The sequence below is a fragment of the Priestia sp. YIM B13490 genome (genome assembly GCF_042787735.1).
In the GTDB taxonomy this organism is placed as follows: Bacteria; Bacillota; Bacilli; order Bacillales; family Bacillaceae_H; genus Priestia; species Priestia megaterium.
The window spans coordinates 57,584-75,975 of the sequence record NZ_JBHZOT010000012.1; the positions used below are offsets into that span (position 1 = coordinate 57,584).

Annotated in this window: 18 protein-coding genes; 7 read left to right on the forward strand and 11 right to left on the reverse strand. The window is 34.5% G+C overall.

Annotated elements, in window-relative coordinates; translation table 11 throughout:
* Nucleotides 1-57: 57 nt before the first annotated feature.
* From ACFX4R_RS24360 to ACFX4R_RS24395, 8 genes are all read right to left on the reverse strand, one after another.
* Nucleotides 58-1,368, reverse strand: coding sequence for a CitMHS family transporter (locus ACFX4R_RS24360; protein WP_377570680.1), 1,311 nt, complete (start codon nt 1,366-1,368; stop codon nt 58-60).
* Nucleotides 1,369-1,495: 127 nt separating this feature from the next.
* A complete protein-coding gene (locus tag ACFX4R_RS24365) occupies nt 1,496-2,338 on the reverse strand; it encodes a 3-hydroxyacyl-CoA dehydrogenase family protein (RefSeq protein WP_221779020.1) in 843 nt (280 codons plus the stop codon).
* Nucleotides 2,339-2,353: 15 nt separating this feature from the next.
* On the reverse strand, nt 2,354-3,547 hold the full coding sequence (locus tag ACFX4R_RS24370) for a thiolase family protein (RefSeq protein WP_377570683.1): 1,194 nt from the start codon (nt 3,545-3,547) through the stop codon (nt 2,354-2,356).
* 54 nt (nt 3,548-3,601) lie between these two features.
* A complete protein-coding gene (locus tag ACFX4R_RS24375; RefSeq protein ID WP_377570685.1) occupies nt 3,602-4,375 on the reverse strand; it encodes an enoyl-CoA hydratase/isomerase family protein in 774 nt (257 codons plus the stop codon).
* 97 nt (nt 4,376-4,472) lie between these two features.
* Nucleotides 4,473-5,237, reverse strand: coding sequence for an enoyl-CoA hydratase/isomerase family protein (locus ACFX4R_RS24380; RefSeq protein ID WP_045289632.1), 765 nt, complete (start codon nt 5,235-5,237; stop codon nt 4,473-4,475).
* A 20-nt stretch (nt 5,238-5,257) separates the two neighbouring features.
* Nucleotides 5,258-6,040, reverse strand: coding sequence for an enoyl-CoA hydratase/isomerase family protein (locus ACFX4R_RS24385; RefSeq protein ID WP_045289634.1), 783 nt, complete (start codon nt 6,038-6,040; stop codon nt 5,258-5,260).
* Between the two features lie 28 nt (nt 6,041-6,068).
* A complete protein-coding gene (locus tag ACFX4R_RS24390; protein WP_098315465.1) occupies nt 6,069-7,283 on the reverse strand; it encodes a CaiB/BaiF CoA transferase family protein in 1,215 nt (404 codons plus the stop codon).
* A gap of 257 nt (nt 7,284-7,540) precedes the next feature.
* Nucleotides 7,541-8,314 carry an IclR family transcriptional regulator gene (locus ACFX4R_RS24395; protein WP_306386053.1) on the reverse strand — a complete coding sequence of 258 codons (774 nt, stop codon included), beginning with the start codon at nt 8,312-8,314 and terminating at the stop codon, nt 7,541-7,543.
* Nucleotides 8,315-8,655: 341 nt separating this feature from the next.
* Between ACFX4R_RS24395 and ACFX4R_RS24400 the strand changes: the two genes are divergently transcribed.
* The 4 genes from ACFX4R_RS24400 to ACFX4R_RS24415 all read left to right on the forward strand — a co-directional run bounded on the left by ACFX4R_RS24400 (nt 8,656) and on the right by ACFX4R_RS24415 (nt 12,865).
* Entirely contained in the window at nt 8,656-9,765 is a 1,110-nt protein-coding gene (locus ACFX4R_RS24400; RefSeq protein ID WP_377570690.1) for a citrate/2-methylcitrate synthase, read from the forward strand.
* 114 nt (nt 9,766-9,879) lie between these two features.
* A complete protein-coding gene (locus ACFX4R_RS24405; RefSeq protein WP_377570692.1) occupies nt 9,880-10,281 on the forward strand; it encodes a PaaI family thioesterase in 402 nt (133 codons plus the stop codon).
* An 85-nt stretch (nt 10,282-10,366) separates the two neighbouring features.
* The gene (locus ACFX4R_RS24410) at nt 10,367-11,533 is read left to right on the forward strand and encodes an MFS transporter (RefSeq protein WP_377570694.1); all 1,167 of its coding nucleotides are present in this window, start codon (nt 10,367-10,369) and stop codon (nt 11,531-11,533) included.
* 24 nt (nt 11,534-11,557) lie between these two features.
* Entirely contained in the window at nt 11,558-12,865 is a 1,308-nt protein-coding gene (locus tag ACFX4R_RS24415; protein ID WP_377570696.1) for a CitMHS family transporter, read from the forward strand.
* A gap of 203 nt (nt 12,866-13,068) precedes the next feature.
* Here ACFX4R_RS24415 and ACFX4R_RS24420 read toward each other — a convergent pair whose 3' ends face one another.
* Both ACFX4R_RS24420 and ACFX4R_RS24425 read right to left on the reverse strand, forming a co-directional pair.
* The gene (locus ACFX4R_RS24420; RefSeq protein WP_377570698.1) at nt 13,069-13,503 is read right to left on the reverse strand and encodes a YfmQ family protein; all 435 of its coding nucleotides are present in this window, start codon (nt 13,501-13,503) and stop codon (nt 13,069-13,071) included.
* Nucleotides 13,504-13,803: 300 nt separating this feature from the next.
* Entirely contained in the window at nt 13,804-14,760 is a 957-nt protein-coding gene (locus ACFX4R_RS24425; protein ID WP_306386059.1) for a carbon-nitrogen hydrolase family protein, read from the reverse strand.
* A 159-nt stretch (nt 14,761-14,919) separates the two neighbouring features.
* Here ACFX4R_RS24425 and ACFX4R_RS24430 point away from each other — a divergent pair, with 159 nt between their 5' ends.
* Nucleotides 14,920-16,353 carry an aminotransferase-like domain-containing protein gene (locus ACFX4R_RS24430; protein WP_377570701.1) on the forward strand — a complete coding sequence of 478 codons (1,434 nt, stop codon included), beginning with the start codon at nt 14,920-14,922 and terminating at the stop codon, nt 16,351-16,353.
* Between the two features lie 188 nt (nt 16,354-16,541).
* Here the strand turns inward: ACFX4R_RS24430 and ACFX4R_RS24435 are convergent, their stop codons facing one another.
* Nucleotides 16,542-16,739 (reverse strand): IDEAL domain-containing protein, encoded by a 198-nt coding sequence (locus ACFX4R_RS24435; protein ID WP_377570703.1) that lies wholly within the window; start codon nt 16,737-16,739, stop codon nt 16,542-16,544.
* Between the two features lie 832 nt (nt 16,740-17,571).
* Here ACFX4R_RS24435 and ACFX4R_RS24440 point away from each other — a divergent pair.
* Nucleotides 17,572-17,796 carry a hypothetical protein gene (locus ACFX4R_RS24440; protein ID WP_377570705.1) on the forward strand — a complete coding sequence of 75 codons (225 nt, stop codon included), beginning with the start codon at nt 17,572-17,574 and terminating at the stop codon, nt 17,794-17,796.
* Between the two features lie 293 nt (nt 17,797-18,089).
* The gene (locus tag ACFX4R_RS24445; protein WP_075422956.1) at nt 18,090-18,362 is read left to right on the forward strand and encodes an HU family DNA-binding protein; all 273 of its coding nucleotides are present in this window, start codon (nt 18,090-18,092) and stop codon (nt 18,360-18,362) included.
* The last annotated feature ends 30 nt before the right edge of the window (nt 18,363-18,392 follow it).

Sequence of the window (18,392 nt, forward strand, 5' to 3'; positions counted from 1 at the left end):
GTATTGTCACATACTTTTGATTACTTATTATACCAAGTTCATATGAAGTTGAGCCTATCAAGTCATAATTGCACCTGTTAACCATGCAAGTGAAATTAAAACTAAACATGTAAGAACCGACCACTTAAAAGCGAAACGTACATACTCTGAAATATTGAGTTTTAACATTCCAGTTAGTAAAATTGTAGCTGGAACTAATGGAAGTAAAAAATGAGCCGATTGTGATAAAACTACTGCCCTAACAATTTCTATTGGTTCGATTCCAAAAGCAGAAGCAGTATTTGCAAAAATAGGAACTACGCCAAAATAAAAAGCATCATTCGACATAACAAATGTAAAAGGAATACTAACCAAGCCAATTATTACGGGGAAAAAATGCCCCCATGATTCAGGAAGAATCGAAACCAGATTTGCTGCTATTGAATCTATCATTTTTGTGCCTGATAAAATTCCAGTGAAAGCACCACCGGCAAATACAACTAGTAACACCATTAAAGCGTTTCCGCCATGAGCTTTAATTCTGTCCTTTTGTTGTTCAATAGTCGGATAGTTAATAAACATAGCTATTACAACTGCAATTAAAAATAAGATTGCTGGTTTTACAAGATCTGATATTAATACTCCCATCACAAGCAAAGTCAATATTAGATTCACCCATAACATTTTTGGTCGTTTAATTGAAGATTCTTCATTGGCAGCTACATCTAAAGAAAAGGCATATTCTGCAATATGAGATTCTTTTAGATCAATGATGCCCAATCGTTTTCTTTCCATTTTACCCAAAATAAACGATACAAAAATAACCCATATAGCTCCCCCAATTAACGTTGGAATGAGAGGAATGAAGAAATCTGTTTGTTCTAGTCCTAGAACTGATAACGCCCGGATTCCAGGTCCACCCCATGGAGTTAAACCACAAACCACACTAAAAGAAAGCATAGAAATAGTGGCTAGAACTAAAGGGTTCATATTCAACTTTTTATATAAAGGTAGCATAGAAGAGATAACAATCATAAAAGTTGTTGTACCATCTCCATCCAGTGATACTAAAAGAGTCAAGACGCCTGTTCCAATAGCAACTTTGAGTGGATCACCTTTAACAACTTTTAATATTTTATTAATTAAAGGATCGAACATACCAGCATCTATCATTATTCCAAAAAACAGGAGAGCGAATAGGAGAAATGCAGCCGAAGTAGCTACAAGCTTAATTCCATCAAGCATCATGTCATCAACTTCTGCAGCAAATCCCCCAATAATAGCAAAAAGAAGTGGAATCACTGTAAGTGCGGTAAAAGAAGACAGACGGCCCGACATAATAAAATATGTAAATACCGTTATCATGGTTAATCCTAGCACAGTTAACATTCACTTTCCCCCTTAAAGGTCCATATTCAGCGTTTTAATGGTAGCGTTTACAATATATTCCGAATGGTGAAATAGTAAAAACTATTTCACTGATTTACAGTTATTGATTTTTAGTAAAATCTTATTATTAGTAATCAAAGAATCCCGAACCGGTTTTAACTCCTAGTTTACCCGCCTTTACATACTTTGTAAGTAAAGGACATGGACGATATTTTTCCCCCAGTGTATGATGGAGATATTCCATGTTCCTTAATCGTGTATCTAATCCTACTAAATCTGCGAGAGCCAGGGGCCCCATAGGATGATTTAATCCTAATTTAATAGATTTATCAATATCTTCTGCGGAAGCTACGCCTTCCATCAGCATATTCATTGCTTCATTTCCAATTAGACAATTCATTCGGCTTGTAATAAAACCGGGAAATTCATTTACCTCTACCGTTTCTTTTTTCATTTTTGCGCCAATTTCTCTTACATACTCTACAGTTTCCTCTGACGTCTCAAGCCCCCGTACAATTTCAATTAATTTCATTTTATGAACAGGGTTAAAAAAATGCATTGCAATAACTTTGTCTGGACGGGAAGTTTGGGCGCCTATCTCCGTTGGACTCATGGTAGATGTGTTTGTTGCTAAGATTGTTTCAGACGAACAAAAACTATCTAATTCCTTAAACACTTTTATTTTTATTTCCATGATTTCTAATACAGCTTCGATTACAAGGGCACAATCTTCCACTGCAGATTTCATATCTGAATAATAAGTGATATTTTTCATACTTTTCTCTACATCAGACGTTGAAATATATCCTTTTTTCTCACTTTTAATTAATTCATCTTTAATATAATTCTCTGCTACTAGTAATGATTCACTATTAATATCATGTAATGCAACAGAAAAACCATTAAGGGCTGCAGCATACGCAATCCCTCTTCCCATTACGCCAGATCCAATAACAGCTATTTTAGTCATTGACTTACCTCCATTTTAAACTTGTAGATTTTCAAAGATAGTAGTAATTCCTTGCCCTCCTGCAATACATAGAGTAACTAATCCATATTTTTCTCCTCGACGTTCCATCTCATGAAGTAATTTCGTTGTCAAAATAGCACCTGTAGCCCCAATTGGATGACCAAGGGCGATTGCTCCCCCATTTACATTGACTGTCTCTAGGTTTAAATTTAATTCTTTAATAACAGCTAGTGCCTGAGCAGAAAAAGCTTCATTTAACTCGATTAGTCCTATATCCTCTAAACATAACCCACTCATATTCAATGCTTTTTGTGTAGAATACACCGGTCCAATTCCCATGATTTCAGGAGATACGCCTGAACTTGCATGAGCTACAATTCTAGCTTTCGGTGTAAAACCTCTTTCCCTTGCAATAGATTCACTCATCATAAGTACTGTAGAAGCTGCATCATTTCGTCCACTTGCGTTACCAGCCGTCACAGTGCCATTAGGGTTAAATACAGGTTTTAAGGTCGATAGTTTTTCTAATGTAGTTGACCGAGGATGTTCATCTGATTCAAATAAAAATGAGTCTTTTCGGTTATTAACCTCATAAGGAACAATTTCACTTTTGAATAGTCCATTAATAATTGCTCTTTGGGCCAACTCTTGGCTTCTTAATGCAAACTCATCTTGCTCAACTCGATCAATTTTATACCTTTTAGCCAAGTTTTCAGCAGTATCACCCATTCTTAGAGGTCCGTACTCTTCAATAGGTTGAGAGTATGGCTGACTTTCTGTATTTGGATCAAGTAACAGGCCATTTCCGGAACGATATCCATAACGAGCTTGACGGATATAATAAGGGGCTGTACTCATACTCTCTGCTCCCCCTGCGATAACTACGTCACTCAAACCTAATTTGATTTGAATATCTGCATTATTGATAGCTTGTAAACCTGAACCACATTGCCTGTGAAGTGTATATCCTGGTATTTGAACGGGAAGTTCAGCCCGTAACAGGGCAAGTCGAGCAAGATTAGAAGAGTCAGCATTTTGCTTTGCTTGACCCAGTATTACTTCATCTACTAAACCAGGGTCTAGTTCCGAGCGATTTACGACTTCCTTAATAACTTTTGCAGCCAAAAAGTCTACAAGCACGTTACTTAAAGCTCCTCCAAGCTTACCAATAGGTGTTCTAACCGATTCAACAATAACAGCGTCCTTCATTTTTTATCTACTCCTTCTTCATATGGAAGTTAGCTTTCTAACAGGTGTTTTTTGTTATATTTCATGATAATTCGGTCTTCGTTTTTCCAAGAAAGCTTGTGTTCCTTCATGCTTTTCTTCTGAAGCAAACAAAACTGTTTGTGCAAGTTTCTCTAACATTAAGGCTGTATCTAAATCCACATCTTGCCCTCGATTTACGACCATTTTGGCTAATTTAAGAGCTAACGGTCCCTTTGATAAGATAGATTCAACTAACTGATTGGTAACGTTCCATAAGACATTGCTTTCAACCGACTGGGTAACAAGTCCAATGCGTTCTGCTTCCTGTCCATCGATTATTTTTCCAGTAAGAATCATCTCCAATGCTCTTCCTTTACCAACGATTCGCATTAATCGTTGTGTTCCGCCTGCACCGGGAATAATAGCTAAGTTTAATTCTGGTAAACCCATTTTGGCGTGGTTGGCTACCACTCTTAAATCACATGCAAGAGCTAGTTCAAACCCTCCGCCTAAAGCGTGACCATTAATTACTGCAATGGTTACTTTACTTGACTGTTCAATTTCTCTATAAACTTTCTGCATGCCTGGAACAAGTGCTTCCAACATCGTTCTTTCATGTAATTCTTTAATATCTGCTCCGGCAACAAATGCTTTCTCACCTGCTCCTGTAATAATTATTATCCTCAGCTTAGGATCTTCTTCTAATTCACCTACTGCTACTTGTAATTCATCAATTGTCGCCTTGTTTAAAGCATTTCTTACTCGCTGGCGATCAATAGTTATAGTTCCGACGAATTCATCTTTCTCCACCTTAATATGTTGAAACAAGCTATTCACCCTTTACGAATCATTTATGATAATTAGTAAGGTAACCTGAAAATATACAAATATCGGTAGGTTACCTCACTTTAACTTTTCATTTATTTTACTTGCCTTTCCAAACAGGTTTTCGTTTCTCAAGGAATGCCTGAGCGCCTTCAATACGATCTTCGCTTTCATATACGTTTGGTCCAATATCTAACTGCAGTGCCTGAAATAATGGTACATCCATCGTTTTCCATATTGTTTCCTTAATACGTTGTACAGAAAGAGGAGCACACTCACATATTTCTTCTGCTATTTCAGTTGCTCTCTGCATTAATTGTTCTTGATCCTCTAATAATTCATCTATAAGACCCACCTGCAAGGCTTCTTCGCTTGATACTAGCTTACCTGTATATAGCATTTTCGCTGCAAAGCTCGGTGAGATTAATTTAGGCAAAATAGTGGCTCCAAATGTAGCTCCCATGCCTCTTTTGGCTTCCGGCATGCCAATTTTAATATCTTTCCGAGCCAAACGAATATCACTCGCAAGTGCAATTTCACACCCTGCTCCTACAGCAGCACCGTTTAGCGCAGATATGACAGGTTTATATGTTTCAATAATTGCATTAAACAATCTACCTCGTAACGGTTTCTTTTTGAACGCTTCTGGATTTTCCTTTGCCTCTTTTAGATCACGTCCACTACAGAATGCTTTATCTCCCGTTCCAGTAATAATTAAAACCCTTGCTTGTGAATCAGTTTTATATTCTTCTAAGTAATCAAGAAATAGATCTGACATAACGGAATCAATAGCATTTCTTTTTTCTGGCTTGTTTAAATATAAGTAAGCTATTTCTCCCTTTTTTTCATACTCTATAAAGCCCATTTTCCGTACCTCCCCTAGTTTTACTTTCCTGTAAATTTTGCTTTTCTTTTTTCCTTAAAAGCTGTGACTCCCTCTTTATGATCTTCGGTCTCTTTAATAATGGCGTAGTGAGAAGAAATCAAATCGAGTGCAGGCTCTAATTCCATTGTTCTAGAGTAACGAACAGCTCTTTTCGTCATTCTTATGGCAATTTGCGGACCGGATGCGATTTGCTCAGCTAAATCCATTGTTTTCTTCATAAACTCTTCTTTTGTATATACATGATTAACCATTCCTAGTGATAGCGCTTCCTTTGAACTGATAAAGTTTCCCGTCCATAGTAATTCGAAAGCTTTGGCTTCACCTACAATTGGGGGAAGAAAGAAAGCGCCTCCATCACCTGGTACAAGACCTACCTTTACATAGCCCTCGCTTACCTTTGATTCATCAATCATAGTGCGTATATCGCACATCAGAGCCATATCTAAACCTGCCCCTACAGCAGGACCATTGATTGCAGCAATGACTGGTTTATCAATTTTTTTAAGCGCTAACGGGATACGATGAATGTTTTTCCAAAGTTTATTTTTATTATCTAGTGGTTTTTGATCTTGTTTCATACCACCTACATCTCCACCTGCGCAAAAAGCATTCCCAGATCCCGTCACAACAATGACATGTACATCATCATTTTTTTCTGCATCTTCAAGCGCAGCTACCCATTCTTCAATCATTTGACTATCAAAAGCATTTTTCTTATCCGGACGATTTAGTGTAATAATTTGTACATGGTTTTGAATACTTGTCAAAATTGTTTGCTCCACTTGTACTCCCCCTTTTTGACTGGTATATTTAGTTTTTTTGTGTTACCTGTTCTTTTGAACGAATAACATTTTTATCACGTAAAATTTGAAGTTCCTCACTTGTTAACCCTATTAACTCTTGAAGAACTTGATCTGTATGTTCTCCTATCATAGGAGCAGCAAAAACTTCTTTTAAAGGAGAATCAGATAATCGTATTGGTGAACCTGGAACCTTAATTTTTCCTTCTTTTGGATGTTCGATTTCTCGAATCATTTCTCTGTATTTTAAGTGAGGATCGTCTGCTACTTCTGCAATTGTATTAACTGGTGCATGGGGAACATTGGCTTCTATTAGAGCATCTGCAATGTCCAATTTTTTCTTTTCAGAAGTCCAACTGGTTACAATTTCATCTACAATATAAGTATTAGCTGAACGATCTACGTTTGTTTGAAAGCGACTATCTTCGAGTAAATCTTCCCTTCCCATAACTTTTAATAACGATTTCCATTGTCTATCTGCTACACAAAGGATAGCTATGTAACCATCTTCAGTTGGATATACATTATAAGGAGCTGTTGCCATTCCACTATGCTGATTTCCGGTTCTCTCCGATACTTTACCTCCTTGGCTATAATAAGCACCTAATGCGGATGCTAGAGTAGGATAAATTGCATCATGCATAGAAACTTCAACCAATTGCCCTTTTCCGGTTTTTTCTCGGTGATACAGAGCAGTAGTAATACCTCCAAATAAGTGAATTCCCCCAAGGAAATCACATAGAGCAGGACCAGCTTTTACAGGGGGTTTATCAGCAAAGCCAGTAGTAGCCATAACCCCACCCATTGCTTGAATCGTTAAATCCATAGCTGGTCTGTCAGCATACGGACCAGTCAAGCCATAACCTTTTCCTGAAGCATAAATAAGTTTTGGATTTATTTGGCTTAAGAAATCATAACCTAATCCAAGTCTTTCCATAGCTCCTAAAGAAAAGTTTTCAACAAGGACATCAGCTTTTTTGACTAGTTCAATAAAGACTTCTTTTCCTTCCGGAGATTTAAGATCAAGAGAAACGCCAAGTTTATTGGAATTTAGCATTAATAATTCATGACAGTCCCCTTTTCTTCTAACCCTAAGATTCTCCCCTTTAATTGGCTCAACCTTAATGACTTTGGCCCCTTGATAAGCGAGCATAAGTGAACAATACGGTCCATTGTAAATTTGACCCAAATCTAAAACAACTATATCTTCCAATGCTTTTTTCATAATACCCCTCCTGAATTTTAAAAATTTATACGCTTACATAATTTTTATCCGATAATCGGTTTATATATCCGATAATCGAAATTTTATCATGCTTTTTAAAATTCTTCAACAAAAATTTAGACAATTCTGCATTCTTGTGGCGCTTTAAGTTTTGAACTCAAGCAAAAAGCTGTTTGTCAAAAGACAAACAGCTTTTATTTTGAAATATGTGAAATATAAAATACAGATGGTAAAACCAAAGGAGAATGTAAGAGGAATTAAAGTGTGATATTTTCTTTTACATTCTCCATAATCTTACTGATTTTCAAAGAGGCTTCTTTAGCAAGTGTTGCAAAATACTCTACAGTGTCATCTTTTTTACGGTAAGTAGGACAGTGTATAGATAATCCAGCAAGAATTAAACCTTGGTTTGACAAGATAGGTGCTGCCACGTTAAGTGCTCCTTCATTTACTTCCCCTTCTGTATGAGAGAACCCTTGAATCCTGATATTTTCCAAATCCCTTTTCAAGACTTCAATATCTATATTATCCTCAGAAGGTATCTTTTGAAATACAAGTTCTTGTTGTGTTGGATCCATAAATGCCAGCAATACTTTTCTTGATGCACCTTTATGGATAGGTCTACTTAATCCTACTGGACGTGAAAACTTGACATCATGAGGACTTTCAATCGATGCTACACATACACCTTCTAAAGTTATCGGATCTATCACATTTAGGCTAACTGTCTCTCTCGTGAGTTGAGCTATATGTTCGAGAAACGGCATTGCTGTTTCTCGAAGTTGCGGGATTGGATCTGCGTAAATCCCTAACTTATAAGAGTTTAGCCCTAACCTTAATTTACCTGTAGAAGAATCTTTCGTTAGATAACCGCATTCGATCAGTGTATTAACTAAACGAAATGTTATTGTTGATGAGATATTTAGTTTGGCTGTTATTTCTTTTACAGTAAGTCGACTACCGTGTGTATGAAAAAGGTCTAAAATTAATAATCCTCTTCGCAAAGTCTGAGAAGTAGATTTATCCGCCATAAAAAAACTCCTTTCAAGTTTGTAGCTTTAAAGTCTAAGTTTAACTCCTAACTTTAGTTTAGCGAATCTTTTTATTGAAATATAGTATTCAGCATAAAAATTTTTAATGTTGCAAATATACCTTCATAAATTTGTATTATGCCAAAATAAAATATTGAAAATTCTTAAAAATTATGTTAGTATTTCGATAATCGGAATGTTTATACGATTATCGGAAAAAAGTTGCGTAACAATAAAATATATTAACTATTATTTTTTGTTACGAAATGTAAACGCTGACATTTCGAGAGAAGCGTATATGTGCGTAGGCGTTTAAATTATTGGGGAGTGGAGGAATGAAAATGAGCGTCACTGGACTTGAAGGAATTGAAGTTACACAATCAGCTATTAGTTCGATTATTGATGACACATTAACTTATCGAGGAATTAATATTGATGATTTAGCAACGAACTCTATTTATGAAGAAGTTATTTTTTTACTTTGGAATGGTAGATTACCTACCCAAGAAGAATTAGAGGACTTAAAACAAAAGCTAGTACAATATGGAAGGTTACCTGAACCAATTACTAATTTATTAAGGTCTTTACCACACGATGTCCACCCTATGGATAAGCTTAGAACAACAGTATCTGCACTATCCCTATTTGATACTTTTACAAGAGATATGTCTAGAGAAGCAAATTATGATAAAGCTTTAAAAATACAATCAAAAATTTCTACAATTGTAGCAGCTATTCAAAGAATTAGTGAGGGAGAAAAAATACTTTTTCCTAAATCAGAATATACCTTTTCACAAAATTTTTTGTATATGTTAAAAGGTAAAGAGCCTCACCAAATAGCTGTAGAATCCTTAGATAAAGCTTTAATTTTGCATGCTGATCATGAATTAAATGCATCTACCTTTTCTGCAAGAGTTACAGTAGCTACTCTTGCAGATATTTATGCAGGAGTTGTGTCAGCTATTGGAACTTTAAGTGGCCCCCTTCACGGTGGAGCTAACGAGGCAGTAATGAGAATGCTTGAAGAAATAAACGATATTGAGAATGTTGAAACATACATCTCTGAGGCACTATTTACTAATAAGAAGATAATGGGCTTTGGGCATCGTGTCTATAAAACAGGGGATCCTCGAGCAAAACATCTCAAAGTAATGGCAAAAGAATTGACTGAATTGATGGGGCAAAGGAATCTTTATGATATATCAACTAGAATAGAAGATATTATAAAAAGCGAAAAAGGCTTATTACCTAATGTGGATTTTTATTCAGCTTCCGTATACCACAGCTTGGACATTCCAAAATATTTATTCATACCCATTTTTGCAATAAGCCGTACTTCAGGATGGATAGCCCATATCTTAGAACAATATGATAACAATCGTTTAATTCGTCCGCGTGCTAGTTATGTTGGATTACTGAAAACAGAATATACCCCTATAAATCAAAGATAATAACCCTCAAGAGATTTGCTCTTCTAATAAAACGGCAAATCCCTTGAGAAAATCGTTGAATTACCTTATTAGTACGAGATTCAATAATCTATTTTCAAAGTGAGTTGATTAATAATGGAACACAATAAGAGAATGAATCCTTTTCGAAGATATCTAGGACTAAAAGATTTTAAATCAAGAGATGGGTTTTTTGAAGTAAGAATTGATATATTTCCTGACCTTTTAAACTTTAGTGGTAACGTACATGGAGGCGTAATTGCTTCTCTTGTTGATATGTCCATTGGAAATGCTGTACATCCAGTTCTAAATGAAAACCAATACTCTACAACAGTAGAACTAAAAATCAACTACCTAAAACCATTAAATGGGAAAACGATTACAGCTAGGTCTTGTTTATTACATAAAGGAAAAACGTTACTAGTAGGTAAAGCTGACATTTTTAACGAGCATGATCAACTGGTGGCCACTGGTACTGCTACTTTTATGATTTTGAATAAATACAATAAGAAGTTGTAAAAATTACTATATATTAAAAAGAATGTTTGAGTTTGCTATAAAAATAGCTTTTCTCACTCTTTTTATATAAAGAGGAAGTGAATATATGCTTCTATATATCCTCGTTGCTTTATTTCTTATTTATCAAACCAGCGTTCGGGGAAATACCATTTTGGTAACTTTGTATGCAATAGATTTAAACGCAAGTGCATTTTATTTGAGTATGATTGTCGCTACAACCTCTCTATTTCCAATGTTATTTGCAGCGTACGCAGGTAGGATATCTGATCGTATAGGGTTTCGTTTTCCTTTAACAGGTGGGATGATAGGGACTTGTATAGCTCTTTTGCTTCCTTATCTCTTTCCAAATCAATTATTTATTTTACTCATTTCTCAATCTCTATTTGGCTTATGCCAGATTTTCACTATTGTTACAATGCAAAACTTAATAGGCGCTTTAAGTACTGAAGAAAACCGTTCTTTTTATTTTTCTACTCATAGTCTTGGTGTTGCAATATCTAATTTTTTAGGACCTTTAATAACAGGACTTTCTATTGATTACCTTCATTTTAATCAAACATACTTACTTCTGGCTGTTATTTCTATTATTCCAAGCCTCTTCTTTGTTTCCAAACGCATCAAGATACCTAGTCCTCTTACGTATAAGGAGAGACAACAAAGTAATTTTATTAAATTATTGGTTGCTCCATCATTAAGAAAAACTTTTATAACAAGTGGAGTTATCTTAACTGGTGTAGGAATGTATGAATTTTACTTTCCTATATATGCAAAAAGCATCAATTTTTCAGCTTCTATGATTGGTACTATCATTAGCTGTAATGCAATTGCTTATATTCTTTCAAGGTTATTAATGAATCCTTTATTAACGAAATTTAAGGGAGAAGTAATACTTGGGGGATGCCTTTCTGTATCAGCCATTGCTTTCTTTTTAATTCCTTTGTTTGATAGTCCGTTTTTGCTCATTGTCATCTCATTTGTAATGGGGTTAGGATTAGGGTGTTGTCAACCTTTGTCTATAGTAATGGCATATAGTCATTCTCCTGAGGGACGTACTGGCGAAGTATTAGGAATTCGACTTACCATAAATAAATCAGTGCAGTTTTTAGTCCCAATTATATTTGGCTCCGTTGGATCTTTAATTGGTTTTTTCCCTGTATTTTGGTCAAATGCAGTTCTTTTCTTATTTAGTGGATATTCACTTTTTGAGAAAAAAAGTAAACCATCTAATTCAAAGTATTTTTGGAATCGCTAACAAATTATAAGGAGGACTTGATTTATGCTATCCTTACTAGGATTTACAATGATTACAACGTTTATGTATCTAATTATGTCAAAAAAACTTACACCAATGGTAGCCTTTATGCTCATTCCCATCGTATTTGGAATAATAGGTGGTTTTGCTAAAGGTATGGGTCCTATGATGTTAGATGGAGTAAAAGATGTAGCCCCTACATCCATCATGATCTTATTTGCCATTCTATATTTTGGACTTATGATTGATACAGGATTATTTGACCCTCTTATTGCCTTCATTTTGAAGGTAGTAAAAGGAGACCCGTTGAAAATAGTTGTAGGCACAGCCGTACTATCTATGATGGTTGCATTAGATGGAGATGGAACAACGACTTATATGATAACAGCCTCTGCGTTGCTTCCCTTATATAAAAAACTAAAAATGAATCCTCTAATACTTGCGGGTATTGCCATGTTATCAATGGGTGTAATGAATATGACTCCTTGGGGTGGAGCTTCAGCGATGGCCATGAGTTCCTTAGGACTCACCTCTTCCGAATTATTTTTTCCGTTAATTCCTGTAATGGGAATTGGACTACTATGGGTACTATTTGTCTCTTTTATCTTTGGGAGAAGAGAACGCAAACGTTTAGGAGTTATAGATTTTCAGGATACCTTTAAAGAGATAGCAAGCGCTTCTGAAATAGTCCAGAGTACAGAACTACCAGAATACCGAAGACCTAAGCTATTATGGTTCAATTTTGTTTTAACGTTAGTTCTTTTAGTTTGCTTAATTATGGACTTTATTCCTTTAATGATTTTATTTATGGTTGCTTTCGCCATAGCATTATTGGTTAATTACCCTAATATAAAAGACCAACAAAAACGAATCTCTTCGCATGCAGCTAATGCTGTAGCTGTAGTTTCCATTATTATTGCAGCCGGTATCTTCATAGGAATCATGTCAGGAACACATATGATTGATGCAATGGCTAAAACACTAGTAGCGATTATTCCAGATGTACTAGGGCCTTATCTACCTGTCATAGTGGCACTTTTAAGTGCTCCACTAACTTTTGTTATGTCTAATAATGCCTTTTATTTTGGTGTACTTCCTATTATTGCCCAAGCTGCGGAAGCCTATGGAATCAGCGCTGCTGAAATAGGACGTGCTTCTATTTTAGGACAACCTGTACATATAATAAGTCCGTTAATAGCTGCAGCGCACTTATTAATGCGTATGGTGGAGATAGAATTTATTGATTTGCAACGTTTTTTAATGAAGTGGGCTTTTGGAACAACAATAGTTATGATAATTGCATCCTTGGTTCTAGGGGTTATTTCTATTTAATCCTTCGTTATAGAGAAGAAAACCTGGCATTTGTTTTCTCAACAGAAGTGGGCTTTGTAAGCTAGGAGGTTAGACATTTTTCTTCTCATTTAATAAAATCTTGAATATTAGAGAACAAAAAGTTATAAAAATTCTTGCGTTATTTAATTTTCAAAGAGAATAAAAAATAAACAGTTAGAAGTTCCTAACTGTTTATTTTACTTTTAATTTATATGATGAGTGTTTGAAAGACTATCTGATAACACCGTGTAAGCTTGTATTTTCTTTTTATATTGTTTTATTACATCTACATAATCTTTATAAATATATACAGACAGCTTAAAATCGTGTTTTCCTATCTTAGAATGAATAATGTAAGGAACTTCCTCTGTTTCAGGGTGTGAAAAATAATGTTCATTTCCTGAATGTACATAATGCTTCTTTAGAAAAGTAGCTTCATTAAAAGCAGAAATGAATTTTTGCTTTTCTTCACCCTCTAAAGTTTCTCCACCTTTTTTAATCTCTGTATAAGCAGCCTCCAATTTAGAATGTAGTTCAAATTTCCCGAGGAACCACTTAACAACTGGGGTTGGCATTGTTGTTATCAATAATTTTAAAGCGCTAACCACGATTATTCCCAGTATTACAATCCAAGTCATTTTCTATCATCTCCACGTTGCGTTATGATTCTTTACCATATAGTATTGTCCATTTAAATTAGATATTTAAAATCTAATTCCTAACGAAAGAATCAAAATTTATAAGCCTTACTTTTATGATAAATAATATAAAAGAAAAAGAACCGTCCAATTATGAGTTAATTTCCCCATCCAATTTTCATACACATTATAAGCTTGTAATTTAGCATTATAAATAGAAAAAAATCAAAGAACAGACTGCCGAAATCCTGTTCTTTGATTTAATATTAAACGTTTAAATAGTATTACTTTGAAGTATTGTTAGTTTTTCCACTTTACGTTTTCTTTCTTCTCCTCGTTCACCACAAGTTGAAATACATCGGGTCTGGAGTAGTGTCCTACTACATCAAAATCAAACTGACTGTAGGCAATCTCACGTAAATCAAGATCTGTAAGTAACAATTCCTCTTTCCCGAAAACTGGCTCCTTGATATATTCACCTAAAGGACCAACAATAGCGCTTCCCCCTGGACACATTTCATCAGGAGAAGAGGCTAGATCGTCATAGCATGCCAAATCAGTGGGATACATATCTTTATTTACATATTGATTACAAGATAAAACAAAACATCTTCCTTCTACTGCAATATGACGAATTGTTGATTGCCATACATCTCGAGAATCTGCTGTAGGGGCAATATAAATTTGAACTCCCTTTGCATACATCGCTGCCCTTGCTAGTGGCATGTAATTCTCCCAACAAATTAATGCTCCTATCTTTCCATAGGGTGTATCAAAAACAGGAAGTGTGCTTCCATCTCCCTCTCCCCATATTAATCTTTCTGAACCTGTCGGTTTTAATTTACGATGTTTGCCAAGTAATGTTCCATCTGGTCCAAAGAATAATACTGAACAATAGAGAGTTCCACCACTAAATTCGTTATCTCTTTCAATTACACCAATGACGAGATAAACACCAGCTTTGCGTGCCGCCTCTCCTAATTTGTCTGTAGTTTCGCTAGGAACTGGAACCGAATTTTCCCAATAGCGAAGCCAATCTTTTCTTCCTTCTGCAGAACGACTTCCAACTGTAGCTCCAAATGCTAGTCCCCTTGGATAAGCTGGGATAAAAGCTTCAGGAAATACCACAATATTAGCGCCTTTTTCTCCTGCTTCTAGAGTTAATGAAATAGCTTTTTCTGTACTTGCTTCTCGATCCATAATAACTGAAGCAGCTTGAATAACAGCTACTCGTACATTATGTTGTTGTGTAGTCATGATAAATCCTCCTCTTTCTAATAAATGCATTTAATATAAATCTTAAATATGATGATAAATAAAAAGAGGTTCTTTGTATGCATCCAATTGGATACATATTGACTAATCCAATTTTAAAAAATATAATCTGAATTAATTATTAACATGAGGTGAATAAAAATGGAGTGGAAAGTAAATCGTCAGTCAAACAAGCCTTTGTACCAACAAGTTTTTGATTTCATCGAACAAAAGATTTCTTATGGTGAATTTCCACCAGGAACCTTGTTACCATCAGAACGTAAGTTAGCTGAACGATTAAATGTTAACCGCATGACCATTGTACATGTCTATGATAAATTGCATTCAGTTGGTTTAGTGGAAAGAAAACGTGGGAGTGGTACACGTGTCAGCACCCATAAATGGGGAGTTTTATCTAAAGGATCTACAAACTGGAGAAGATATGTAGAAGGAAGTACATTTTTACCTACGTACCCATTAATCAAACGTATCCGTGAAGCAGCAAAACAGCTAGGAAATGGATATGATCTAGCAAGTGGTGAATTATCATCTGATTTATTCCCCTCTCAATTATTGCAATCTTCTCTAGTTGATGAATCCTTTCCAAATGATTTAAGTTATGAGCATCCACAAGGGCACTTAGGTCTACGTGAGACATTATCTGCTTATGTTAAGACTCATTACAATATCAAGACCACTAGTTCTTCTATTCTTATCACATCAGGTGCTCAACAGGCTTTATATCTTATTACTCAGTGTTTACTAAGTCCTGGTGACGCTGTTGCTATCGAATCTCCTTCTTACTGTTATTCACTTCCATTATTTCAATCAGCTGGGCTACGTATATTTGGCTTACCTGTGGGTCCTAATGGAATTAATCCTCAGGATATAGAAGATTTATATCATAAATATCAAATTCGTATGGTTTTTCTAAATCCAACATATCAGAATCCAACTGGAACTGTACTCACTGACACGCGTCGAAAAGAAGTAATAGAGATTGCGGAAAGATTAGGAATTCCAATTGTAGAAGATGATCCGTTTAGTTTGCTCTCCTTCAAAGAAGAAAAACATTCTCCCATTAAATCTTTCGATCACAATGGTAATGTATTATATATTGGTTCTCTTTCTAAAGTAGTTGCTTCTAGTCTACGAATCGGTTGGCTAATTGGTCCACAATCGGTTATTAGTCGCTTAGCAGATGCCCGTCAACAAATGGATTTTGGACTAAGTATCTTCCCTCAGTTAATAGCAAATAAATTTTTACAATCAGCTGATTATACAACTCACCGTAAGGCCCTCACCCACGAATTACTGGATAGAAGAAATGCAATGATTTCTGCGTTACATGAGATTTTGGGAGATAAAGTTAACTTTATTGCTCCGAATGGCGGACTTCATATTTGGTGCAAAATAAATCGAAAAATTAGCGATGAGAAGCTTGTCGAGGAAGGCATAAAAAATAATATTCTATTTATGCCTGGAAGTGTATATGGTTTTCCAGATGGATATGTCCGTTTTACGTATGCTCGATTAGAGAAAAAGCATATAAAGGATGCTGTATTACAATTCGCTGATATTTTATCTTATATATGATTTTCAACTTAAATAAGTTCTAAAAAATATAAAAAAACATTCAAATTTACAACTGCTTTTCTTGTAATACGTTTTAGTTAGATATTTAAAAGTAATCATGTAGTTTAATTCTTTATAAGAAAAAACCTTTACTAAACACAGTAAAGGTTTTTTTATAAGTTTCTTCTATTATAATAATATCCCCTTGATCAAGGTATGGATTTAAGTTTCTCTGTTAAACATAAAAAAGCTTCTTTATCTTTATTCTTTAAGGACTGATCAATTTTTTCGAGAATCTGACTTCTTTTGAAGTCATTCATCATTTGATCTAAAAACAGTTCAGCCAACATTTCATCGCGTAAATTTGGATCAACTTGATTCATTTCATTAAGCACATTATTTTCCATAAAACGTCAACCCCTTTATCTTTTCTCTTTTGCAAACAGTATTCCCTTTTGCACTTTTTTTATGCAAGGTTGATAGATGAAGTGAGACATAGAATAATATGTAATATGCGTAATTACGCTCATATATTCTTTTTAGATATTTTTCATATGTCTTCAATTAGCTGAAAAAAGATAAAAATTAAATCATGAAGATTAATGTTTTATTATCTATACTTAGCGACAACAAATAAACATTTTCACCTTTTAATATATATCAATCTATTTTCTCTTTACCTCCAAAAAAAATTTTGTATTCATAATAACTTAAAAGAAAATTTATAATTATTTATCTTCAGATAGCTTTTATTAACGTAATCTTCATTAAAGGTAAAGAGTAAATTAATTTTATATATAGATGTAAATGTATAAACTCTTTTATAAAAATTATAGTTTTACTATTTACTCTACCTGACGACAAATCGTGCATTTTTCTACAAGATGTGTAAATGATAACACTATTTTTTATAAAGTATTATATTATTTACTCTTATGAATAATATAACAATAAATTTTATTTATATTTAAAAGTAAAAAGTATTAATAATTTATTTAATAAGTTATTTTAAAGCTATCTCACGTTTATTATTTTTAGTTTGATGTTCGTTATGATGAGGATGCGTTCCTTAATGTATACAAGTAGAATTTACCTTTAACTCTTTTGTTCAATAATTCCTTTACAATTTAATTTTCTAAATATTTGAGACGAATTAACTAAAAAGGTTAAATTATCCATAATCATCTTATATACTAATAATGAACCAATACACAATAAGAAAGAGGAGGAAGAAATCCTATGATAAGCATAAAAAAAGTTGCTTGTACTCATTATGGAATAAGAATGGACGTTTTTAAACCTGAGGAAATAATTAGCTTTAATCATTTGCAATCCAGAGGATACCTCACTTGTCCTTATTGTGGCGATATCGAAATCGCTCATGAATGCCAAGAAGGAAAATCAAGGTTTATAGTTGCTGCTAATAGAGTTCATACTCATGAATGCCTCTCGAAAGAGTCATAAAAAATTAGTCGCTCTAAAAAGATCCATCCTTTTAGAGCGACTAATTTTACTTACACAAAAGTCTTTTCAAAATGACATATTTTATAGAAGAAACTCTCCAAAAAAGTAGCCTTTGCTCAACGGGAGCAAAGGCTTATTAGAATTTAGGCGGTTGGGAAATATGATATTAGTTTGAGCTAAATTAAAAAATCATCTCCCTTTTACCTAACCTTATTAAGTGACAAGTGTGTAAAAGCTATGATATGTTAACATCTCTACATATGATCTAAAATAAGAGGCTGAGGTGTTTGAATATGAATAAAACTGAACTAGTAGATGCAGTTGCAACACAAGCAGAACTATCAAAGCAAGATGCTAAAAAAGCTGTGGAAGCGTTGTTTGAGACGATTTCTAACACACTTGCGAAAGAAGAAAAAATTCAGTTGATTGGATTTGGAACATTTGAAGTACGGGAACGTGCAGCTCGTACAGGTCGTAACCCTCAAACAGGTGAGGAAATGACAATTCCGGCTTCAAAGGCTCCTGCTTTTAAACCAGGAAAAGAATTAAAAGAAGCCGTTAAATAAATATGCCTTATAATCAGCCCTCTCTAGAGA